26 protein-coding genes are annotated in these 19,870 nt (G+C 60.5%); all 26 read right to left on the bottom strand.

The annotated features are described in order from the left end of the window. Window positions 1-120: 120 nt before the first annotated feature. Window positions 121-423 (bottom strand): hypothetical protein, encoded by a 303-nt coding sequence (locus AT395_RS09200; RefSeq protein WP_048629078.1) that lies wholly within the window; start codon window positions 421-423, stop codon window positions 121-123. After that, complete coding sequence (locus AT395_RS09195; RefSeq protein ID WP_048629077.1) at window positions 420-875, bottom strand: D-Ala-D-Ala carboxypeptidase family metallohydrolase; 456 nt, start codon at window positions 873-875, stop codon at window positions 420-422. The genes AT395_RS09200 and AT395_RS09195 overlap by 4 nt, the downstream gene beginning before the upstream one ends. Continuing rightward, window positions 862-1,155: a hypothetical protein gene (locus AT395_RS09190; protein ID WP_048629076.1), complete on the bottom strand. Its 294-nt coding sequence runs from the start codon at window positions 1,153-1,155 to the stop codon at window positions 862-864. The genes AT395_RS09195 and AT395_RS09190 overlap by 14 nt, the downstream gene beginning before the upstream one ends. Beyond that, window positions 1,152-1,481, bottom strand: coding sequence for a hypothetical protein (locus AT395_RS09185; RefSeq protein WP_048629075.1), 330 nt, complete (start codon window positions 1,479-1,481; stop codon window positions 1,152-1,154). The genes AT395_RS09190 and AT395_RS09185 overlap by 4 nt, the downstream gene beginning before the upstream one ends. 30 nt (window positions 1,482-1,511) lie before the next feature. Then, window positions 1,512-3,485 carry a glycoside hydrolase family 28 protein gene (locus tag AT395_RS09180; protein WP_156219720.1) on the bottom strand — a complete coding sequence of 658 codons (1,974 nt, stop codon included), beginning with the start codon at window positions 3,483-3,485 and terminating at the stop codon, window positions 1,512-1,514. A 94-nt stretch (window positions 3,486-3,579) separates the two neighbouring features. Continuing rightward, window positions 3,580-6,147, bottom strand: coding sequence for a glycoside hydrolase family 73 protein (locus AT395_RS09175; RefSeq protein ID WP_058375178.1), 2,568 nt, complete (start codon window positions 6,145-6,147; stop codon window positions 3,580-3,582). A 1-nt stretch (window position 6,148) separates the two neighbouring features. Next, on the bottom strand, window positions 6,149-7,441 hold the full coding sequence (locus AT395_RS09170) for a hypothetical protein (RefSeq protein WP_156219718.1): 1,293 nt from the start codon (window positions 7,439-7,441) through the stop codon (window positions 6,149-6,151). 5 nt (window positions 7,442-7,446) lie between these two features. Beyond that, the gene (locus AT395_RS09165; RefSeq protein WP_072632801.1) at window positions 7,447-8,190 is read right to left on the bottom strand and encodes a hypothetical protein; all 744 of its coding nucleotides are present in this window, start codon (window positions 8,188-8,190) and stop codon (window positions 7,447-7,449) included. Then, window positions 8,181-8,684 carry a hypothetical protein gene (locus tag AT395_RS09160; protein ID WP_048629070.1) on the bottom strand — a complete coding sequence of 168 codons (504 nt, stop codon included), beginning with the start codon at window positions 8,682-8,684 and terminating at the stop codon, window positions 8,181-8,183. The genes AT395_RS09165 and AT395_RS09160 overlap by 10 nt, the downstream gene beginning before the upstream one ends. Beyond that, window positions 8,681-9,013, bottom strand: coding sequence for a hypothetical protein (locus AT395_RS09155; RefSeq protein ID WP_048629069.1), 333 nt, complete (start codon window positions 9,011-9,013; stop codon window positions 8,681-8,683). Before AT395_RS09155 ends, AT395_RS09160 begins: the two co-directional genes overlap by 4 nt. A gap of 1 nt (window position 9,014) precedes the next feature. Continuing rightward, on the bottom strand, window positions 9,015-9,389 hold the full coding sequence (locus tag AT395_RS09150) for a hypothetical protein (protein WP_048629068.1): 375 nt from the start codon (window positions 9,387-9,389) through the stop codon (window positions 9,015-9,017). Beyond that, window positions 9,389-10,807: a hypothetical protein gene (locus tag AT395_RS09145; protein WP_048629067.1), complete on the bottom strand. Its 1,419-nt coding sequence runs from the start codon at window positions 10,805-10,807 to the stop codon at window positions 9,389-9,391. The genes AT395_RS09150 and AT395_RS09145 overlap by 1 nt, the downstream gene beginning before the upstream one ends. After that, window positions 10,804-11,214, bottom strand: a complete 411-nt coding sequence (locus tag AT395_RS09140; RefSeq protein WP_048629066.1) for a hypothetical protein — start codon at window positions 11,212-11,214, stop codon at window positions 10,804-10,806. The genes AT395_RS09145 and AT395_RS09140 overlap by 4 nt, the downstream gene beginning before the upstream one ends. Further along, entirely contained in the window at window positions 11,215-11,550 is a 336-nt protein-coding gene (locus AT395_RS09135) for a hypothetical protein (protein ID WP_048629065.1), read from the bottom strand. Between the two features lie 12 nt (window positions 11,551-11,562). Further along, the gene (locus AT395_RS09130; RefSeq protein ID WP_048629064.1) at window positions 11,563-11,955 is read right to left on the bottom strand and encodes a hypothetical protein; all 393 of its coding nucleotides are present in this window, start codon (window positions 11,953-11,955) and stop codon (window positions 11,563-11,565) included. 55 nt (window positions 11,956-12,010) lie between these two features. Beyond that, window positions 12,011-12,445, bottom strand: a complete 435-nt coding sequence (locus tag AT395_RS09125; RefSeq protein WP_048629063.1) for a hypothetical protein — start codon at window positions 12,443-12,445, stop codon at window positions 12,011-12,013. Window positions 12,446-12,514: 69 nt separating this feature from the next. Next, window positions 12,515-13,609, bottom strand: a complete 1,095-nt coding sequence (locus tag AT395_RS09120) for a phage capsid family protein (protein ID WP_048629062.1) — start codon at window positions 13,607-13,609, stop codon at window positions 12,515-12,517. Between the two features lie 6 nt (window positions 13,610-13,615). Then, window positions 13,616-14,419 carry a hypothetical protein gene (locus AT395_RS09115; protein ID WP_048629061.1) on the bottom strand — a complete coding sequence of 268 codons (804 nt, stop codon included), beginning with the start codon at window positions 14,417-14,419 and terminating at the stop codon, window positions 13,616-13,618. Between the two features lie 63 nt (window positions 14,420-14,482). Next, the gene (locus tag AT395_RS09110) at window positions 14,483-16,474 is read right to left on the bottom strand and encodes a portal protein (RefSeq protein ID WP_048629060.1); all 1,992 of its coding nucleotides are present in this window, start codon (window positions 16,472-16,474) and stop codon (window positions 14,483-14,485) included. Further along, a complete protein-coding gene (locus AT395_RS09105; RefSeq protein ID WP_048629059.1) occupies window positions 16,474-18,066 on the bottom strand; it encodes a terminase large subunit domain-containing protein in 1,593 nt (530 codons plus the stop codon). Before AT395_RS09105 ends, AT395_RS09110 begins: the two co-directional genes overlap by 1 nt. Beyond that, complete coding sequence (locus AT395_RS09100; RefSeq protein WP_053086378.1) at window positions 18,066-18,482, bottom strand: hypothetical protein; 417 nt, start codon at window positions 18,480-18,482, stop codon at window positions 18,066-18,068. The genes AT395_RS09105 and AT395_RS09100 overlap by 1 nt, the downstream gene beginning before the upstream one ends. 136 nt (window positions 18,483-18,618) lie before the next feature. Beyond that, window positions 18,619-18,807 (bottom strand): hypothetical protein, encoded by a 189-nt coding sequence (locus tag AT395_RS09095; RefSeq protein ID WP_048629058.1) that lies wholly within the window; start codon window positions 18,805-18,807, stop codon window positions 18,619-18,621. A 2-nt stretch (window positions 18,808-18,809) separates the two neighbouring features. Continuing rightward, window positions 18,810-19,067 (bottom strand): hypothetical protein, encoded by a 258-nt coding sequence (locus AT395_RS09090; RefSeq protein WP_048629057.1) that lies wholly within the window; start codon window positions 19,065-19,067, stop codon window positions 18,810-18,812. Between the two features lie 4 nt (window positions 19,068-19,071). After that, the gene (locus AT395_RS25525; protein ID WP_156219716.1) at window positions 19,072-19,248 is read right to left on the bottom strand and encodes a hypothetical protein; all 177 of its coding nucleotides are present in this window, start codon (window positions 19,246-19,248) and stop codon (window positions 19,072-19,074) included. Beyond that, the gene (locus AT395_RS09085) at window positions 19,235-19,597 is read right to left on the bottom strand and encodes a hypothetical protein (RefSeq protein WP_048629056.1); all 363 of its coding nucleotides are present in this window, start codon (window positions 19,595-19,597) and stop codon (window positions 19,235-19,237) included. Before AT395_RS09085 ends, AT395_RS25525 begins: the two co-directional genes overlap by 14 nt. Before the next feature lie 2 nt (window positions 19,598-19,599). Next, a complete protein-coding gene (locus tag AT395_RS09080; protein ID WP_053086377.1) occupies window positions 19,600-19,845 on the bottom strand; it encodes a hypothetical protein in 246 nt (81 codons plus the stop codon). Window positions 19,846-19,870: the final 25 nt, after the last annotated feature.

Raw genomic sequence — 19,870 nt, 5'->3', positions numbered from 1 at the left:
TTGTGCGCGAGGATGTCGGCCGCCGTCTGATCGGTCAGCACGTCGGCCTTCGACACGTAGATCGGTTTCGTCCAGTCACATGCGGTGTCGACGATTTTCGTCTTGTACTCGACGCGCGGCTCAGTCCCTGTCCCATTCGTTGTGCAGCACCCGGCCAGCGTCACCAGCAGGCAAACCAGCAGCAGTAGCGTCTTCATCGCGTCTCACCTTTGCGTTGTCGGCGCCGGTCTGTGCGCCAGCCTGATTCGCCGCGGCGAGCGCGGCATCGTTCTGCGCCTGCGCCTTCTGGGCGTCGGCCACTTTTTGCGCGGCCTCGGCCGTCGCCGTCTTGGCCTGCTGGTGCCGGAACGCACCGAACACGACGCCCAGCACACCGAGCACCCACGGGCCGACTTTCACCAGCAATGCGAGGAACGCCGTCATAGCCCCTCCCGATACGTTGCCGCGCCGCCCGAGAAGTTTGCCGTGAGCACCTGCCGGCGGCTTTTCTGACCGGGCTGCGCCAATCCCAGGTGAACCCACGTCCCTTCCTGAATCAACTGGTCGAAGTCGATGCCCGAGGCTGCGATCGCCTTACAGATTTGCAACGGCGTGCCGTATCCCGGGCAGATGAAGTCGGCCGCCAGCCCGTAAAGGTGGGCGCTGTTACGCGCCCCGCCCACGGCGCGGTTCAGGTCCGGCGAGCGATACCCTGACGAAATGGTGATCGGCCGACTGCCAAGCAGCACGCGCACGCGCTCAAGCGTTTGTGCCACGCGCGTCAGATTGGCGACGACATCCTCGGGCGCGCTGTTGTCGATGTCGCGCCGCTCAGCCGTCTGGCTGTGAGTGAGCTCGTCGAGCGTGAAATGCGCGGTCAGTTCATTGGGTGCCATCGTCGCCTCCCTTGCGAAAGATGCGCCGCAGCGCGTCGAATACCGCCTTCTGCCGGATGCACTGCGCCGCGATCACCAGCAGAAAGCCGGCGATGGCCACGGCGTTCTGCCCCCACGACTGCGGCAGAAACTGAAGCACGACCGGCGATAGGTCCTCTTTCCATCGGTCAGCGGCTTCCGGAATGGCAACGAGTGCCACCGCAGTAAGGGCCGCTGTCCACGTCGACCAACGCCGCTTGAGCGTTGCAATGTCGTCAACGAGAAATTTGCGCATGCTCATCTCCGACTCCACCGTGCGATGTCGGGCCGCTGCCCGGCCGCGTTGTTCAACAGAATGCTTCGTATCTCTTTGACGTCACCGCCGATGTCCCGAAGTTGCTGCGCTGTGTCGTTCTTGAGATCCGCCTGAGATCGCTCGATACGTGTCATGCGGTCGTTCTGCACCGCGTTTTCTTCCTTGATCGATCTGACGTCGCTAACCAGATCAAAGTACGAGCGGTTCACGGCAAGCGCAGTCGCGCCAGCAGATAGAGTTGCGCTTATGACAACGCCCACCGCTCCCCAGTTGATAGCCCATTGCTTGCGCATGCCGTTCGCTTCATTCATCAGCCCACCCCAGAGCGGTTATTCAATTCATTAAACGGATGCGCCAGTGGAATCGATCCAGCGACCGTTCCACCAGATAGGTTTCCCGAGCGTGATATCAAGGAAGTTGTCCCCATACGCAGGGTTGATTGGCCTCTGAGCAGATGTGCCGCCAAGAGGCGCCGGACGTTCGAACTGAACGGCAGATCCCGTTCCGGTTAGCTGATACCGTCGCGAATACAGTCCGTAACTGGGTATGTCGAATGACTTCCAGTAAAGACGTCGAATGACAGACGACGTTAGGTAGATCGGTACCACGTCCGTCTGTGTTAGCGCTTCCATGTCAACTTGCCCGACAGTGGAATTTTCGATGAGCAGATTTAGTTGCAATCTGTCTGCCTGGATCTCTCCGATTTTCACGTAGTCGATCACACCAGTGGCATTCGTCACACGCACAGGTGTCGTGTAGATGCCGCCCGAAGCTCGACTGTTAAAGCGCTGGAATCGCGCAAGCTCGAACTTTACGCCGCCGCTGCCGGACAGGATTTGCACAGCGTACAAATGGCTGCAATTTCTCTCAGAAATATGGCCCACTTTGAGTTCGGTTCGCGACGGCGAAAAGACAATCGTCGAGCGATCCTGACCGTCCACATCCTCCTGAGACCGATGGATCTGACCGATATGGAAATTGCTGTATGCGTTGATGCTGTGGTTCAGGGTGTTGATGTTCACCATCGGCGAAAGCGCTAACGGATACGGCCGCTGCCCGAATACGCAATCTATCGATCCAACATTGATGTCCTGATACCAAGACGACGTACCTAGCCCGTAATCCTCGACGTTGAAGGCATAGACGCTTACCTCTCCCGAGATCGAGCCGATATGGACATTGCGGATGCGGTTCGTTGCAGAAAGCAGCCGTACACCGTTTCGTGATGATTTCAGCACCACGGAGCCAATCGTCACATCGTCGATCGGGCCGTTGATATTCGTGGCAATGAGATCCCCGCCGAAGTTGTCATCATCAGCGTTCAGGGCAACCGCATCGTCGTCCGAGTATGTCGCGGACACCACATCGATCACGACGTCCGACGTTTTCCCATTGATGTGGATTCCGTCCTTGTTCGTCGATGGAATCGCGGGATCGTTTTCGATAGTAATGCCGCCGGTGACGCGTACATGCCGGCAATTGCAGATGAAAACATTGAACCTGCGGCTGTTCTTGATCCGAACCCCATTCAGAAAATGGAGCCCGCGAACACCGGCAAACCGCATACCAACCAACCAAGCCCCATCGGTACCCACGTCTGCCTGATTCATGCCATTGAAGTCCAGCACGCCGCCATAAATTCGGATATCCGAGTTTCCGTATGTTCCCGCGGTAAACGAGTTGTTCGAATTGCGCAGCAATGGCACGTTTGCGCCGTCCGCCCGTTTCAATACGGTAGTGCCAAGATCAAGCTGTATGCCCGTGGGGAGATAAAGCTGAGTCACCGTAATCTGTGGGACGGTACAGATGAGCCGCAAGCCCGCAGCGGCAGCGGCATTAATTGCGCTCTGCATCCGCGTCGTTTCATCACCAGCACCGGTGATGCCGAAGGCCATTGTCGTCAGATATGCCTTGTTGAAGTCGTGCTGCGTCATCGACACAGCGCCGGTGTATGGCTGCTTGACACCGATCAACGCATCTCCAAGCGTGTCGTCTGTGGCATTGGCCAGGTCATCCATTATCTTTTTCGACGCTGCGGCGATGTCCTCACCTAGTTCTCGCGTGATAACGTCGTAGATAAGTTGATCATTTTGATCTTTGACTACTTGACGATAATGACCATTTCCCCAAATAGACGCCTCTCCGCGCCCATCAAGTACCACGGGATGGGGATTGGGGATGTCTGAATCGACGTCAGCATAGGTATCTTTCGGGGTCTCAGTATTTGGCTCGTAATAGAAAACCTTGCCATTCACAAGCGGCCGACCGTTGATGTCGAGGAATTGGGTTCTGCCGTTGGGAAGAATCGATGACATGGTCTAAACTCCGAAAATCCAAGCCAAAAGGCCAATCATGGAAAAGTGGTTAATCTCATTCACGGCGTCGATGCTTTTCACAGCTTTCATTCGCTTAGCGGCGGTCTGGTACGCTCGCAGCCCCCGCGATCCCTGGAAGGAACGGCAGAAGCTGGTTGACCGTGTCCGCCGTAACGGGGCGCGCCACGCTATCAATCTGGCTAGCAAGCGCCTGGCCCGTCGCACGTTCGTTGAGAAACTGGTTGATCGAATTACGGGCAATGTTCAGCCCTGGCACCTTCCCTAAACGGTCGAGTGCGCCGAGTGCAAGATTTGCCCCGGCAGACGCCGTATTCGAGTTGTTCACCGCAGATCCTGCCGGTTGCGCTTGGATGTAGCTGGCGACTCGCCCAATCTGCTTGAGCTGTGCCACCTGTTCCGGTGGGAACAGCGCATTCAACTTCGCATCACCCAACGAGTTGAGCGCCTTGTTGTAGTCCGATTGGCTGAAGACACCCACTTCGTCCGAGGCTCCTTTGAGCGCCTTCTGTTTCAAGTAGTCGACGATCTGGTTTCGCAGCGACACGCCCTGATCGGGCACGATTCCCATCAGCGAATTCACATCCTTCACATTTCCGTTCAGGACATAACGCTTGAAGAAGTTGTCAGGCACGGCGTCGCCATTCACGACCGCCTTAAGGGCCGGATTGCTGTCAATTGCCCCGAATCGTTCACGAGCCGCAGCACGTGCTGCATTGAATGCAGTCTGAGCTTCCACGCCGACTGAGCCAGACGCAGGGACGTTTTCAAGGGCGTCACGAACCATTCCGAGCGCTGCTACCTGATTGCCGTTTCCCGCGCGCTGCGCGGTTTTTGTGGCATCGCCGAGAATTGTCTTAAGTTGTTCTGCGACGCCGACTGTCAATGGTGTGTCGCCGCTGCTGATACTATTAAGTGTCTTCCGAACGTCATCCGGCAGGAATGCCTGCTTCAGATTCTTATCGAGCGCCTCGTTAGCCGATTTAATGAATCCGACATGATCTAACGGGATATCACCTGCGTTGAGATCACGTGCCTGACCGTACAGCCCAGCGATCCTGTCGCGCGCGGCCTTATCGACGGCAGACACAGCGTCGATTGCAGCCTGCCCCGTGTTGAATTCGTCGGCCGCGTTCGCTGCGCCGCGCCGGTTAAGCGAGTCGATGAGCGCGCGATTTTGCCCCGCGAAACGTTCCGCTAGCGGTTCCCCGGCCCCGACGATGCCGCGCATATTGCGTTCGGTGGCGAACTGCATCGGGTCGCGGGTGGCCTGCCCCAATGTCAGACCGTTGCCTGAGCCAAGGACAGCGGTTCCTTCGGCCTGTCGAAGCAGCGCAGGGGCGTCGATAGTGCGATTGCTCGCGAGCGCTTCAGCGGCTTGATTCCGCAGCCCGTTCCGCACGTTTTGCGAGAGCGCGGAAAGGTCGATGTTCTGGTCGCGTGCGGCGGCTGCGAGAAGGTCGTCTGCGCTTACCTGTGCTGCGACTTGATTCGACGGGATTCGTGAGCGAACGGCAGACATGACGCGATCAATGCCGGTCGCGACCTTGTCGGCGACCGCGCCGATGGCTTGCCCCGCCCCCGCGCCAGCCGCTCCACCGGCCGCCCCCGCGCCGATGCGCCTGCCATAGTCTGCGAGTGTGTCGTCTGCGTGCAGCGGCTGCATGCCTGCGGTCGCAGCACCTGCCACGGCGCCGCGCCCGATGGCACCGAGCGTCGAGGTCGCGCCAGTCGCCAGTTGTCCGCCAAGCAGGTTCACCGGGTTTGCGACTGCCCCGGCGATGTCTCCGACGACGCGCTCGGTGGTATTCGCAGGTGTCGGTGTGATGGCGTCGACACCGCGCTTGATGAGCGTATCCACATCCTGAAACTTCGATCCAGTCACTGTATTGATCAACGCGTTGACCGGGTTCGCGACGAGCCCGAGCGCGTCAGCAATACCGTGACCGGCAGCACGTGCGGTGAGCCCGAGTTGCCGCCCCACTTCCTCAACCGTGCCGCGCGGCTGTGGCGACGCCTGTGGTTGCACGCCGCGGGATGCCAGAGCAGCGAGCAGATCTGCATCACTGATCCCGGAGAGTTCCTGAGGGGTGGCCGCGTTGGCCGTTCCAGAGATTGCACCCGCCACGGCATTGCCGACGCGGGAGAGCGCCGAGGGCTGTGCACGCTGGGCTGTCGAAATTACCTGCTGAAGCTTCGAGACGTAGTTGGGGTCTTGCGCGTAACCGCCGGCCTTGAGCGCAGATGCGAACTTGGCCGAGTCGCTGCCGCTGCCAACGACGCCGGGATACTTGCGCGAAATCAGGTCGGCATAATCATCGGCGAATGCCTGTGGCGTGGCATATGCCCGGTATCTATCGCTAGAACCGGTCATGTTGTCGCGTGCTGCGACGCCTTCACCAGAAAAATCCTTGATGTTTCCGAGATTGTTCGTGCCCGGAACGATAGACTTTCCCCAGCCGGTCTCAAGCCCCCACTGACCGAGCAGAAGCGACGGATCGACGCCGAGTTTCTGCCCGGTAGCCTGCGCGACGTGGCCATATTGCTGCGCGAACGACGCAGGCGTGAAGGATTGTGGTGCGGCGCGCGCTGGTGCGAGGCTGGCCAGAAGTTGATCGTCGCTCAGAGTGCTGAAATCGGCCATGTCAGTACCCCATCGCCTTCAGACGTTCTGCGAGCGCAGGATTGCCGGCTGCGCGTCGGCGCAACTCGGAAAGTGCGGCATCCTGCCCGATAGCCGGTTGTTGAGTCTGCTGAGCAGGCTTCTGCGTCGCGCCGGCCGCGTCCTTGTTCGTGTTTCCGATGATCCCCGGAATGAGATTTGCACCGGGGCCGGCCTGCGTCTTCAGCGCTTCAATGGCGAGATCGCGGGCGCGCGCTTTCTGGCTGATAGTCGCGGCGCTGTCGCCGGGCTGCGGGAAATATTTCTTGTCTTCGTTGACGAACTCGCTTTCGGCAATAGCCGCGCCGGACTCCTTGCGCAGCACAGCCGAGATGAAATTACGCTTCGCCTGATCGTAGGATTGCTGCTGGTCCGATGCGGCACCGGCCACATTTGCCAGCGCACCGAGCGCGCCGCCGATCACGGGAACTGCACCCGCCGCCTGAACGATCCGGCTGCCGCTCGTGACGCCATTCGATTCGAGGTCACGAAGCAGATTCTGTGCATCGAGAGCGCGCGCGCCGAACGCCGTCGCGTTAGCCTGCGATTCGTTCAGCTTCCCGCCGGGCTGCTGAATGGACTGACCATCGGGGCCGACTGCCGGTCGCGCTTGGCCGGTCTGCGTATTCACGATCACGCCATTCGCAGGGTCATAATGCAATTGCGCCTGACCTTCCGTTGCCGTGTTGTGCCGTTGCGTTTCGTCGGCAGTGCGCACGCGCAGGTCGTAATCGAGTTGCTTTTGCTTCTGGTCGAGCTGGTCCTTGATCGTCAGTGCTTCATTAAGCTTTCCTTGAACAAACCTCGGGTCATACTGCGCCGGAAGATTTGCGACGGCTTGCGGGCCGAACGTCTGTGCCGCATGCTGAATCGCAGCTTCGTACGACGGTTGATCGGACACGCCGCTGAGTACTTGAGCGAGTGCACCAAACCGTTGCAATCCCAAATCGATTTGCGCCTTCTGCTGGGTGAGTTGCGCCGTATCAGCGTCAAGCAACTGCTTCTGAATGCCCGGGATTGCTGCTCCTTGGCCGCCGGATGCGAGTGCCCCAATGAGGCCGGTACGATTCACTGTGCCGTCCGGGTTGGTATTCGCGCGATATGCATCACTTACACCCTGCGACTGCGCCATCTCGCGTCGCTTGTCTTGAATCGCCAAGTCGGTAAGCGCATTGCGCTGGCGAGCATCAGAGATTGCAGAAGCCTGCGCATACGCCGTGAGCGGATTGAACGCCTGCGTGTTGACCTGAAGGGGGATGCTCGGATCGATAGCCATATTGATCACCGTCCATCCGGGTTGGAGAATTGCGAACTCGTGAACGCGCCGCGCGAGCCGTACATGCTCGTGTTATTCGAGAGCAAATTGTTCAGGAGAAGTCCGTTTGCGGCGCTGTTGATACCCCCGCTGATCGCGTTGCCGACCCCTACGGTTCCAGCGGCGGACGCATTGCCCGCAGAAGTGATTGAGTTCGCAACCGAGTTCGCAGCCTGCGCACCGGCGTTTCCAGTCTGCGCGGCAGCGTTCTGGCCGAGACCAGCGGCCGCCAGCAAACGATTCACGTTGTCGGACGCAGAGCTGTAATTCGTTTTGAACGCGGCGAGATTCCGGTTAAACGTGTCGTTGTAGGTGCTGTCGGCCAGTCCGGTCGCATACGCCTCAGCACCTTTCAGTGCTGCGCCAGATGCTCCCAACCCACGCGCGGATGCACTGTTCTGTGCGGCCTTCAACCCCTGATCGAGGGTGAACTGATAGCCTGGCGTCGCGGCGGCTTCAGCGGCGGTTGGCGCCGTAAACGAAGCGGATAGGAGAGGATTTGCCAGTGCAGAATCCAGGCCGCCTATAGCCTTTTGTCCAAAGTCGCGATATGGCGCTAAGTCCTCACGCGTCTGCTGATATTGAGCGTAGGACGTATCTGCCGCGCGCTGTGCCGCGTCTGCCTGCGTATCGGCTGCGCTGCTCGATGCTATCGCACCGATACCTGCGCTTGCGACAGACCCTCCGACAATTGCTGCTGCTACGCACATGTCTCATCTCCCGGAAGGTCTTTCAATTTGAATTCCATCACTACGTCGTCGGCGATATAACCGCGATTTTTGAGAATCTTGTACAGATTCCCAGTCCTAGTTACCGGCCACCCGATGATGCTGACCCCTCGTTCGCGGGCCGTTTTTTCGATGTGCGACATGAGGCGTGGCATGGAGAGCCGGTAATTGTGCTGTACGTAAAACGTATCGACGTTTGCGCATAACTCGGTTTTCAGGTGAAGGCTTTTGTAGAGGATCACCAGCGCATATCCGCGCAACACTTCACCTTCGTCACGCAGCGTCATGGCGATTAATGATTGGTGTTGGGCAAGGAAGAGATACTGATCGATATCTGGATCGATCTGAAGGCCACGCTGCCCGTGATAGGCACAGGTGTCCTTCTTAATGTCCGAACATTCGTCCCAGCTTTGCTGTCCGAGTGGTGTAATCTCGTCCGCAAGTTCGCGCGTAAATGTTTCGATGGAAATCTTCATGCGACGTCGGCCTCCGCGCCCGTAAGAGTCAGCGTGACGCCGGCGCCATCGACGAAAAGCGCATTCGGATTCGGAATCTTTACGTTCGCCAGTTCCGGGATCAGAATTGCCTTCCCAGCGGGTACCGATACCTGCCAGATCTGCGTTGCCGCGCCAGCAGATCCGGCAGTTGGGACGAGATAGAAATTCAGCGTGACAGCCGATGCCGTAGGATTCCAAGCGTGCGCTGAGTGGATGACGCCCTGACGCTTCGCCGTTGGCGCATATTTCGCTACGGCTGCGCCGGCAGCGATCACCGACTGAGAGAGTACGTACCAATTCACGGCCATGTCAGACCCCCATAAGAATTCGAATGTCGTCGCTGTCAGCCCGGCGCGAAACGACGTCGGTGGCCATTGCGGCCATATCTGAAGTACTGATCATCATCGGCGGTTGGGGCACGGCCGCCATGAGCATCGTTTCAATCTCTGCCAGGCGCGCGAGCGCAGCGACGGCCAGCGATGCGGCACGCATGCTCTCTGCGTCTAGTTGGAGGTCCGTCACATCGACAGGAATACTTCCCTGTTCGTTGCCGCTCTCGCCACCGGTGCGTCCGAAGAAGCCTATGATGAATTCGAGCCAGATTTCATTGACACGCCCGGAACCGTCCTGAAGCAGAAACGGAACTTCGCGCGGCGGGAAAGGGAGCGGTGCGATGTCTGCCATTAATCAGCCCCCACATCGACATACGCTCCGGCCAATGCCGTTTTACAATTTGCTGACCACGCAAGTTCAAAAATTCGACCATTCGCAAGATCGGTTCCGAGGCGATGACGCTCCACATTGCGCGAGAACTCACCGCGCTTGCCCACGCTCATCGAGATCGCATTCGACCAAGTTCTGCCGCGCGTATCAGACCAGCGAAGACGGGCCTTCGGGTCGTCCTCATATGAGGACGCCTCGCCGACCTCCATCACCGCGCGGAATTTGTCGTAGCTCATCGGCTCACCACTGCCACCGGCGATTGCCCAAGAGCGCAAACGAAGAGTCTCCTCCCCCGCGTCGTCGTAGGCATCAGGCGTGAGTTCGTAGAGATCTCCCGTCTCCCAGTCCCCCACGATCTGCTTGCCGCGCCAGTTGGCGAAGCACGCGCCCCGGTGGCGATGCTGCTTTCCGTCGTCGCTCATCCAGCCGCGCTCATGCCACTCGCTCGAGAGCATGTCGTAGCACCACGTTCGATCAGCAGTCGGGAACGTCAGGACATAGAACAAATGCGAGTCAAGCTGATGGATATAGCCGATCGCATCGTCGAGTCGCGGATACGAGCGCAATTCCTCAGTGAGCGCCGGCGTCGAGATCAGTTGCGCGCTCAACTGGCTACCACGGAACACCAGGCCGCCGCCTTGCTCGTCCTGGCCGAGCCAGAAGACGGCGCTGTCGGCCACAGCGGGGGACGCCGCCGCCGCGCACCCATGCTGAATGAAGACGCCCGGATATCGTGCGAAGGCAAAATCAGATGCCCCGGTGTTATTCCAGATTTCAGTACTGCGCTCGCCAAGCAACCAGATAAGACGGTTTGCCACGACCGCGACAACCAGCTTGTCGGGCGCACCATTCTTCGCCGCGATGTCGAGCGGGTCGAGATCCATCGAGAGCGCAGGCGAGACATAGAACTGGCGTGTGCCCGGCTGGTTGAAGACCATGAAGTCGTCGACGATGGACGCGCGCGGCGAGCCGTAGAACGCCGGATCGGTGATCTTGGCGAATGCCTTCGTGTTCATCTCGACCGTCCAGCCATTCGGCGAGCCGTCGACGATCACGATTTGAAGCGTGTTGTCCTGCATCGACACCGGCCCGGCAGGCGTGCCAATCTCGCCGATCTTCGTGAACGAGTAATCGCTGCCGATCTGGTAAATCGACTTTCCGACGGCCGCGAACAGTTCATTTGCCGAGCTGACGTAAAGGCCCGCGTAACCGGATTCCGGCGCGGTCGCGAGTTTGCGCAGGCCCGGCGTCGGGTAATAGGTCTCGGGGAATTCGCTTCCCTGCGGGTTCTTCTCGCCATAGAGGTTCAGCGAACGGACGCTCGACGCAATGTGGCTGCGAGCCTTTGACGAGCCGCCGGTGAGCGGAAGCGGGATCATACGAGCCTCCCGTAACCGCGCCAGCCGTAATCGTTGCCCTGTGGCCAGACGCACGCACCAGCGTTGCGCACGACCATCGCGCCAAACGCCAAAGTCGTGACCTTCCCGCTGGTGTTATCGGTCATCTTGATCGTGTAAGGCAGGCGCCCACATGCGTCCTTCGTATTACCGGGCACAAACACGAACGCAGTCTGCGCGGCACCGGCAGCCGACACGGTCAGCGGCGGATAGGCACAGTCCGCCACCTTCAGCGTAAGCGTCTTGCCCGTCAGGTCGACCGGTAGCGAGCCGTCGTCGACGTCTTTGGCATAGACGCTGAGCAGTACGCGGAAATCGTCCCCGGCCGCGACTTCAAAATCGCGCCGCTCTGCGGGCTGATCCATAGCGACCGAGAAAGAGATGTCCATTCAGAAATACTCCGTGCACACCGGCACGCCGGATGTGGGCGTCTGGATGACCGCGTTAATTTCGCGCTCGGCGAACGTGACCCACGACGGGTCGGCCTGTTTGCGAAACTCGGGGGCGCAGAAATACGCCGCGAGCATCACGTAGGGTTCCTCGGCGGCCTCAGGCAGCGACGAAATCGTCCAGCGCACGCGCTCATCCTTGCGGAACGACGCATGCGCCGCGCGGATCTTCTGCTTCGCGATTTCCATATCCTCGGGGTACGCCGTCTGCCCCACGCTCAGGACGCGCAGCTTTTGCAGTACTCGGGTCGCCAGATCGTTGATCGTCGCTGCCATGTGCGGCCTCGCTTATTTCTTCGACGCTTTCGCGGGCGCCTCGTCGACCGGCGGGATCTGCAACGAGGTGACCGTCGCTTCCAACTCAGCGATGCGGGCCGTTGCCTCCTGAAGCGTCTTGCCACGCTCATCGAGAGCCGCCGTCAGCTTCTCGACTTCGGCGGCGAGCGCCTCGTTCGACGCGGTCAACTCAGCGATACGGGCGTCCGACGCAGCAGACCCAGCATTCGAATCGCCATCTGCCGCAATGCCTTTCACCTCGAAATGCGGATTGCCCGCGAGTTTCTTGGCGGCATGGTCAGGCAGCTCCGCCCACTCGCCACGCGAGAGCTTCACGCCGACGTGTTCAATCGAGTGGCGATGCTCGTCACCGCTCGGATCACCCAGGTATTTGACCTTTGCCATTTCTTTCTCCTTTGTGGGCGGCCAGACCGCGCCGCCCGTATGTCCACGTTTCGGCTTACGCGTTCGGCGGCAGGAATAGAACGACGATAGATACGGTGCCGGTGGTAGCGCCCGTCGCCGGCGCAGCTTTCACCGTCACATCAACGGTATCGTTCAGCGCTAGCAGCAAGGGCTTGGCCGTCGGAGCCGAAGCGCGCGCCACGCCGCCGGTCTGGCCGATGGTCGACGCCTGAATGAAATAATCCGGATCGTCGCCGTAGCCGACGTCGAGCGAGATCGTTGGCGTTCCGTTCGTGTCGAGATCCGTCGCAGTGACGATGACATCGACGATAGTTGCGCCCTTGGGCAGCGTCGGGCTCGCGATCACATCGTTCAGTGCCAGTGCGGCGCCCAACGTGAATACGCCAACCACAGCCTTCAGGCCGTGGCCATCGCCCACGCCAGCGACAGCATTTGCCGTGCCGGTATTTGTTGCAGTAAAGGTGGTCATGTCCGTTTCCTCGATTTCAAATGCGGTTCGGGAAGCGGGCCCGAAGGCCCGCGTTAACATCACGGGCGATCAGGCGTCGGCCACGGCGGCGGCATATACCGTATGCACGCCGTGTTGCACCAGGTTCGCGGTGTCGTCCGGGCCCTTGCCGAAGAGGAGCTTTTCGACGCCGCGGATCTCCTGAACACCGACACCGGTTCGGTAGCCGTAGTCACGCACATCGGTAGTCGACTTCGTGCGCTGAGCCCATGCGACGCCGACCGCCTGCGCACCCACGAGGAAGTTGGCACCGACCTGAATGCCACCGGCGCCCACACCAGGGAGATACGGGATTTCTGGGATTTCGCGGATGATCACGCCGTCCCAGACGAGAGAACCGCCGGTGAACAGCGGATTGCTGTTCATCGAGTTGCCCTCGCGAGCGCGCGCATCACGGTTGGCTTGAACCATCGCTGGGTCTTTGCCCAGATCACGGAACGCTAACGAGTTCGCGAACATCACGAACCACTCTTCATCCTCGTTCAATCGAATCGGTTTAATGGCCGGTGATGCGAGTTGTGCGCGGCGCTTGGCAAGGCTGATCATGTCCGTGCTGAGCTTGTCGGCAGTGTTGTCGATGTTCGCGAGCGACGCCGAGTGGTCGTTGCCCGTGTTGTTCGACACCGATGCGCCGAAGAGCACGCGGTCGGCATTGTCGGCCAACCATGCATCTTTCTGCACCTCGGTCGCCGATGCGTAGGGAACGCCATTGATCGAGTACAGCGCCGCGATCGTGGCGTCACGCAGCTTTTCCATCGCCCAAAGCTTAAGTGCCATTTTTCCTGCGTTGCGCAGGTCGATCGCTGACTTCTGCTCATCCCAGTCGGTGACGATTACGGCATTGCGCAGCGGATTGACCGTGACGGCCATCGAACGCGAGTCGAGTTCTTCTTCGTTGCCTTCGAGCACCTGGTTGCCGGTGACGCCTTGTCCCTTGAGCTTGCGGACGTTGGCGAAGGTCACGCGATCTCCCGACTTGCGGGTCAGATCGTCTTTCAGTTGGATGATCGAGTTTTCATCGGTGCCCATGTACCGCTTAAAGCGGTTGTCACGGACGTATTCCATGAAGAATTGATCGTCCCATTGCTGCGGGGTCAAGCCCGCGCGGGCGGTAGTTTCAGCCATTTTTCGTTACCTCTTCGAATTGAGAATGTCGGACAGCGCCGTAGGGCCCGTCCATGCCGGCGCAGTGCGCGGCGCGGCGGATCGTGCGGTCGCGAGAGTTTTCGGAATGACTGGCTGGGCGGTAATGGCAGTCGTTTGCGCGACGGTCGATGCATCAGTAGACGCTTGCGACTGTTGCGCTTGCATCTCGGCCATGAGTTCATCTCGCAACTTCTGGCGGTACGCCGCCGGATCGCTGCCGATTTCTTCCATCGCCTGAATGCGCTTCGCCTGGTCGTACATCCATCCATACGGATTGATCTGGCGTCCCATTTCCGCGCCGAGAGCCGGATTCTTTGCGACGGCTTCCTGAAAGATCTTCACCATGTCGTCAACGTCGTCGTGCTTGGCGCGAAGCAACATTTCGGAGGTGTTGAATCGCTCGTTCAGAAGCGTCGTATGAAGATCCATTTCGACCGGCTGTTGCGCTTGCATTGCCTGCGGTTGCGAGTGCTGCGTCCGCAAAGCTTCGAGCGCTGCCTCGGCTCGGATTGCCTTTTCCTTCCAGTCCTGTCGTCCCTTGCGTTCTTCCTCAAGAGCTTTCAGCGGCACCATGGATCCAGTCTGTTGTGCCGGCGTCGCACTCGCATCCGCGCCCTCGTCTACGCTCAGCGTTGCTGCTGCCTGTTGCGCTTCCGCTTGCGTGGCCGCGTCGCCCGTAGTGGATTGCTCAGTCGCCGCCGTTGCCGTGTCGCCTTGCTGCTGCTGCGCGGCGTCGTTCGGTTCTTGCGGTGCTGCCCCACTCAAAACGTCGTCCAGTGATGTCGTCATTGCTCTCTCCAACACGCCCGAATTGGCCCGGCGGCAGCCATACGCCCGATCCCCGGCGGCGGGTTATGCGAAATCTGTCACCTGTGCCGGGCGCTGCGCGTCGGCAATCGTCTTGATCGAATCAACTTGAAGGGCCGCAGTCTGCGCATTGATGCGCCGGATTTCGGCAGCCTTCTTCATTTCGTCGAGGGTCGACGGTTGTTGCTGAGGCTGCGGAGCGTCGGGGCCGCGTTGAGCGTTCGCCATGGACTCGGCGGCCTGCGCGCGAGCCTTCAATGCATCTGAATTGGTCTTGTTGATGGTCGCCTCTGCCTGCGCCTGCCCGATCTGTGCAGCACCCTGCTGAGCGGCTGCACGCTGTTCGCGCGCCTTATTCATCTGATCAAGCAATGCATCCTTGTTGCGCAAGCTCGAAGCACGGATAAGAACCTCGGTCGGGATCGGGTCACCTGTCTGCGCGAGTGCAGGCGCGATCTGCGCGAGAATCTGAAACTGTTCGGCTTGGATATTCGCGACGTCAGGGCCTTCCTCGATGATGATGTCCACGTCCAGACCGGAGATTTCGTTATCGCGGCGCACGACTTGGTCGAGACGCGGGTCGCCAGGCTGCAATTGGTATTGCTGCGTTATCTGCTGTGCCTGCTCGGGCGGCATGGCCGCGAGTTCGTCGGCGAGCGTCACCGGCTGGTTCAGCCCGACCCACTTCAGATTGCGTTCGTCATCAGTTACACGCACCCACGTCGGGCCCGTCCAGAATTGGCGCACACGCAGCCAAGACGCCTCCATGACTTGCTGCGTCCACTGGCGCAGGTCATCGACAATAGGTTCGACCTCGATTGCGCCGCCCGCCTGCTGCGCTTGAATCGCGCGTCCCGACTGAATACGCGGGTCTTTGCCTGCCATCGCGGCATTTGGGCCGCTGGCCTGCATCTCGCCCGTCGCATGACGAAGTAGCTCGAGCTGTGCCTGCGCCATGCCATCGGTCGGCAGCACGCCGAAATCGGCATTCAACTGGCCGCCAGCTTCAACTTCGATGTGCCCGTCAGGCTTCGCGAGTTCGCGCTTCGCCTTGTCGACGTCGAGGATTGCCTGACGGTTGCCGAACGTCTGGCGCACGCTCATGAGGTGCAGCGCCTTGCTGCGACGCTTGTTGATCTCGTCCTGAAGAGGGATCAGGTCGCGCACGTGGCCGTAACGGTTATTCTCACGGTCGACGTATGCTGAGCGCAGGATGAGCGACGACGTCGGATTGCCCTCACGGTCAACGTAGGGCGACGGCATCGGATCGTCTAGATATCCGCCGCGCGTGAACGTCGCGACCATCCACTGACCGCCCTGCCGCCAGTGCATTTGCACGATGCGAACGCGAGTTCGACGGTTGTCGGCCCAGCGTGAGTACTTCGGCCGGTCGTCGTATGTGTCGGCCATCGAACCGCTATTCAGCGTGTTTTCGATAGCCGCCGCACGGTCCGGGTAGGCTTCAAGCGCTGCTGCGCGATCTTCCCAGATCACGATTCCCTTGTAGCGGGCATCGGCGAAATCTTTGTCGCGGCTGTACGGATCGAAGAAGATGCGATCCCACGGCACGCGTTTGATGTCCACGGCATAGCCATCATTCGTGGGGCGCACGACGACGTCGGCGCCGCCCGTGCCCTCGATCATCATGTCCTCGAACACGTCTGAGCGCGTCACGTCAAACTTGTTCTGATCGGCCACGAAGCGAAGCGCATCTGTCGCCGCTTCCGACATCTGCTCTTCGTGGGGGGTGCGCGGGAATGCCTTAGGGTCGCTGCGCAGACGGCGTTCGAAGCCACGGAGGTATTCGACCTTGCGCTTGATGTAGTTGATCGTCAGGGCTGGCTGGCCTCGGCGCGCAAGCGTCGCGAGTTCTGCGGCAGTCCACTGTTTCGCGTCGTAGTAATCTCGGTCGCGCTCGGCAAGCTTGCGAGCGTCGTCGGTCATTTGCTCCGACTCTTCGAACCAGCGGCAAAGCACCGATACGTCTGGCGCTTCGATCACGTCGACCTGAACTACTGCCACGGGTTGACCCTGCATCACGCCACTTTCCACGATCCCTCCCCGTCGCCGTCGTTCCGGCTGAATGCACGATCCCAGCGGTCTTTTTCAACCCGCTTCTGTTCCTTAAACGGCACAACAGCCGGATGCGCTTCGGCAAGCGCACGCCCCATCAGGCTGCCCGCGTCGACCTCGTCGTCGTGCTTACCGGTCGGGAATTGGACGTATTGCTCGATGATTTCGTCGCCTTCCGGCCCTTCGGGAATCCATACGCAGCCTGACGACGCCATGCCCTGAAACGCCTGCGCCTTGACCTGCTTGTTGCTGCCGTGGGGGGTAATCGGCTCGACGCGCACGAACTGGCGCTCGGCGCGCATCTGCTGCGTGATGAAGCCGGCTGAAGCTTTCCAGTTGTTGTCATCCTCGGGGAACCACGCGAGCGGGCGGTGCTTGGCAATCAAGCCCACCAGACCCCGCTCGCGCTTCCCCACCACGCGCTCGGCCAGCTTGTCCATCGTGAGGTGCTCACGAAAGCCGTCGAGCAAGTAGACGTCGTTGTTTGCGGCCACGCCCCAGACACGAACGCACGCGAAGTCGTTGCCGTCGCCACCGGCGGGCGCGTGGTCGCTGGTCATGTACTTGTTGAGGTGCGCGGGTTCGCTGCCCGGGCGGTACCGGCGGAACCAGATGCGCTGGAAGTACGTCCCTTCATCGGGCGACGGTTTCTGCTGATACAGGCTGTACCAGGTGCGGCGATTCTTCTGGAAAGGCTTCCAGTGATCGAGGCTGAACCACTCGGGCCAGAGCGTTTCACCGAGTGCGCGGCCGAGCGGGTCGTCAGTGCGATCGGCGATGGCCGGTAGGCAGATGACGTGCCATGTGCGGCCGTCGCGTCCCTCAAACACGCCGGACTCGCCGTCCCAGTCTTCGGGCAGGATGCGGCCCGCCGGGTCGTCGCGGTGCCAGCGCGTGAGCATCATGATCTGCGGTGCGCCCGGGATGAGACGCGAGCAAAAATCGTCGATGTATGCGTCCCACGTCTTTTTGCGGATCGTCTCGGACTCTGCCTGTTCTCGCCCCTTGATCGGGTCGTCAATGATGCCCAGGTGCGCGCGGTTGCCGGTCAGGCCAGATAGCAGCCCCCCGGCCATGTACTCGCTTCCGTTCGTAAGCGCCCATTGGTCGGCGGCTTGGCTCTCGGCAGACAGACCAATACCGCGCGTCAGACGTCCGAACGACGGCGACTTGATGAGCTGGCGTGCGCGGCGTCCTTGCTTCGCTGCAATGTCACTCGCATAGCTGGCGAGGATGACGTTGCGACGCGGCGCGCGCGCCATGAACCACGGCACGAACACGACATCGACGTACGTGCTTTTCGCGCTGCCCGGCGGCATCAGCACCATCAGGTTGGGAATGAGGCCCGCTTCGACGTCCTGAAGCGCGCGGCAGACGAGTTCGTGATGCGCAGCCAGCTTGCCGAGGCGCATCATCGTGAACTGGTCTTCATCTTCCGAATCGGTCAGCGGCACGGTCGGGATGTCGACCATGCAAGCGAAGTCGGGCAGGCTGCGGCGTGCCAGTTCGGCGCGAGCGTTGAGAACGTCCTGAATGGAAAATTCGCGGGCGCCCATCACTCACCACCCTTCACTGCGATGGATGCGAGCGCGCGAAGCTGCTCGTCGGAGAGCTTCGAGACGTCGAGGGAGGTTTCGTGCTTGATCGGGCCACCGGCGGCGCCCGTTACTTCGTGCGCCACGCGGTCGCGCCACTGCTCGGGCTGGCGGTTCTTCAGCCAGTAGATGCAGGCCGTGACGTCGCCGCCCTTGGCCTTCTCATACAGCGAGCTGACGACCTCTGCGTCGGCCGAGAGCTTGCCGAGCTTGCACGCGTCGGCGAATTTCGATTCCTTCTGCTTCCAGTTGCGCAGCGTGCGGTCAGTCACGCCGAAGAATCGGGCGATCACGTCGTCGGTCGCACCGAGCAGGCACAGCTTGCGCGCTTGCTCCGCGTATTCCGGCTGGTATGACGATTTCGCGCCTCTCGGCATTTCCGCCCCGCTGTTTATAACCTGCGGTGATTATTTGGCGGCATGGCAGACGAGATTTCGTCTAAATCGTCGGGCGAGGGGAAATCGCAGGCAACAAAAAACCCGCCGAAGCGGGTTTGCATGAGCAGAAGACGCGTCACTCGGCGCGATCCTCAAAATGCAGGATGGCCATCAGTTGTTCTCGCGTGAAATCTCCATCAAGCGTGATAGATGCCTGATGATTGCCCATCTGCCACCATTGCGGTCGATTCGTTCTCTCATTCCAGTTAATCCACTCTCCCCCCCCGCGCGCCGCAAGAATCAGCAATGCCTCCTCGTCTGTCATGCTCACCTCACATTGATAGATTGATACCGCGTCACGAGCGGTGCATCTCCGCCCGACTTACCCACCTTCGCCGACCAGTGCGCCAGCAAGCACATGCCTACGGCGTGCGTCGGCTCGCTGCCATTCTTGTATGACTGGAGCGACGAACGAGGAATCGATGTGTCCCGCGCAAGTTGGTATAGCGAACCGCCATCCCGGCAAAGGTCCGTGAGCACACGGAACCAGTCGACGCGCACATCGAGCGGGACGGCGTTGGGCATTCGTTCACTTCCCCGAGGGCAGACGTTGGCTGACGGCGCGGGCAGACTTGTCGACCTCGGCACCGGCACGCACCAGCGCCGGGACGTCGGCCTTCGTAATCACGCGCGCGTTGTTACCAGGCTTCGGGTCAGCGGTGATCAAGTTCAGGTCCGGGTCGAAGTAGATTTCAGGCTGCGTCATTGGCCGTTCCCTCGTTGTCGCGGATGATCACGTAGCCATCGCGGCCTACGACCGTCACATGCGTTTCGCGTACCACCACGGAGAAGATGTCGCCGACGGAAACGGCGCCCCGAGCGATCGCTCGGGAATCGGGCGCATCACCGCCCTTCGTGGAACCCTCGCTGGTGCCCGTCTGCAACTCGCCGGTTGATTCGTTCGATTGAGTCCCGAGCCCAACGTCGGCCAGCGTCGCATCCGCACCGCTCGATGCCGTGGTGCTCGTCTCGGACGACGCCTGTTCCGTCGCAGCGACAGGCTCCCCCACTTGCGCCACCTCGGCGCCTGATTGTTGCTCGTTGACATCTTCCATGTTCATGCTCCTTTGGGTTGGTGCTGCTGATCGCGCCACGCCAGGAACGGCCGGCGCACGATGGTGTGAAAACGTTCTGCCGCGCCGGCGTCCTGATCGATCTGTCGACGGCTATCGACACCGCACGCGATGCGGATGAACTCGGCGGCGTCGTCAGGGGTGATCGGTTGATGAGCGGCTTCGGCCAGCCACGCACGAAATTCTGGCTGGCGCGGAAGGATGCCTGCGAGACGGACAAGGTTGCTCATGTTTAGGGGCGGAAAGTGATCTCGA

This window comes from Pandoraea apista (genome assembly GCF_001465595.2).
Taxonomy (GTDB): domain Bacteria; phylum Pseudomonadota; class Gammaproteobacteria; order Burkholderiales; family Burkholderiaceae; genus Pandoraea; species Pandoraea apista.
Note: the sequence above shows the minus strand (reverse complement) of the source record. Positions and strands in the feature narration are given on the sequence as shown.

Bases quoted from the DNA above. Each gene is read 5' to 3' on its own strand.
- AT395_RS09200 (WP_048629078.1), bottom strand. From the start codon at position 423: ATGACGGCGTTCCTCGCATTGCTGGTGAAAGTCGGCCCGTGGGTGCTC.
- AT395_RS09195 (WP_048629077.1), bottom strand. From the start codon at position 875: ATGGCACCCAATGAACTGACCGCGCATTTCACGCTCGACGAGCTCACT.
- AT395_RS09190 (WP_048629076.1), bottom strand. From the start codon at position 1,155: ATGAGCATGCGCAAATTTCTCGTTGACGACATTGCAACGCTCAAGCGG.
- AT395_RS09185 (WP_048629075.1), bottom strand. From the start codon at position 1,481: ATGAATGAAGCGAACGGCATGCGCAAGCAATGGGCTATCAACTGGGGA.
- AT395_RS09180 (WP_156219720.1), bottom strand. From the start codon at position 3,485: ATGTCATCGATTCTTCCCAACGGCAGAACCCAATTCCTCGACATCAAC.
- AT395_RS09175 (WP_058375178.1), bottom strand. From the start codon at position 6,147: ATGGCCGATTTCAGCACTCTGAGCGACGATCAACTTCTGGCCAGCCTC.
- AT395_RS09170 (WP_156219718.1), bottom strand. From the start codon at position 7,441: ATGGCTATCGATCCGAGCATCCCCCTTCAGGTCAACACGCAGGCGTTC.
- AT395_RS09165 (WP_072632801.1), bottom strand. From the start codon at position 8,190: ATGTGCGTAGCAGCAGCAATTGTCGGAGGGTCTGTCGCAAGCGCAGGT.
- AT395_RS09160 (WP_048629070.1), bottom strand. From the start codon at position 8,684: ATGAAGATTTCCATCGAAACATTTACGCGCGAACTTGCGGACGAGATT.
- AT395_RS09155 (WP_048629069.1), bottom strand. From the start codon at position 9,013: ATGGCCGTGAATTGGTACGTACTCTCTCAGTCGGTGATCGCTGCCGGC.
- AT395_RS09150 (WP_048629068.1), bottom strand. From the start codon at position 9,389: ATGGCAGACATCGCACCGCTCCCTTTCCCGCCGCGCGAAGTTCCGTTT.
- AT395_RS09145 (WP_048629067.1), bottom strand. From the start codon at position 10,807: ATGATCCCGCTTCCGCTCACCGGCGGCTCGTCAAAGGCTCGCAGCCAC.
- AT395_RS09140 (WP_048629066.1), bottom strand. From the start codon at position 11,214: ATGGACATCTCTTTCTCGGTCGCTATGGATCAGCCCGCAGAGCGGCGC.
- AT395_RS09135 (WP_048629065.1), bottom strand. From the start codon at position 11,550: ATGGCAGCGACGATCAACGATCTGGCGACCCGAGTACTGCAAAAGCTG.
- AT395_RS09130 (WP_048629064.1), bottom strand. From the start codon at position 11,955: ATGGCAAAGGTCAAATACCTGGGTGATCCGAGCGGTGACGAGCATCGC.
- AT395_RS09125 (WP_048629063.1), bottom strand. From the start codon at position 12,445: ATGACCACCTTTACTGCAACAAATACCGGCACGGCAAATGCTGTCGCT.
- AT395_RS09120 (WP_048629062.1), bottom strand. From the start codon at position 13,609: ATGGCTGAAACTACCGCCCGCGCGGGCTTGACCCCGCAGCAATGGGAC.
- AT395_RS09115 (WP_048629061.1), bottom strand. From the start codon at position 14,419: ATGACGACATCACTGGACGACGTTTTGAGTGGGGCAGCACCGCAAGAA.
- AT395_RS09110 (WP_048629060.1), bottom strand. From the start codon at position 16,474: ATGCAGGGTCAACCCGTGGCAGTAGTTCAGGTCGACGTGATCGAAGCG.
- AT395_RS09105 (WP_048629059.1), bottom strand. From the start codon at position 18,066: ATGGGCGCCCGCGAATTTTCCATTCAGGACGTTCTCAACGCTCGCGCC.
- AT395_RS09100 (WP_053086378.1), bottom strand. From the start codon at position 18,482: ATGCCGAGAGGCGCGAAATCGTCATACCAGCCGGAATACGCGGAGCAA.
- AT395_RS09095 (WP_048629058.1), bottom strand. From the start codon at position 18,807: ATGACAGACGAGGAGGCATTGCTGATTCTTGCGGCGCGCGGGGGGGGA.
- AT395_RS09090 (WP_048629057.1), bottom strand. From the start codon at position 19,067: ATGCCCAACGCCGTCCCGCTCGATGTGCGCGTCGACTGGTTCCGTGTG.
- AT395_RS25525 (WP_156219716.1), bottom strand. From the start codon at position 19,248: ATGACGCAGCCTGAAATCTACTTCGACCCGGACCTGAACTTGATCACC.
- AT395_RS09085 (WP_048629056.1), bottom strand. From the start codon at position 19,597: ATGGAAGATGTCAACGAGCAACAATCAGGCGCCGAGGTGGCGCAAGTG.
- AT395_RS09080 (WP_053086377.1), bottom strand. From the start codon at position 19,845: ATGAGCAACCTTGTCCGTCTCGCAGGCATCCTTCCGCGCCAGCCAGAA.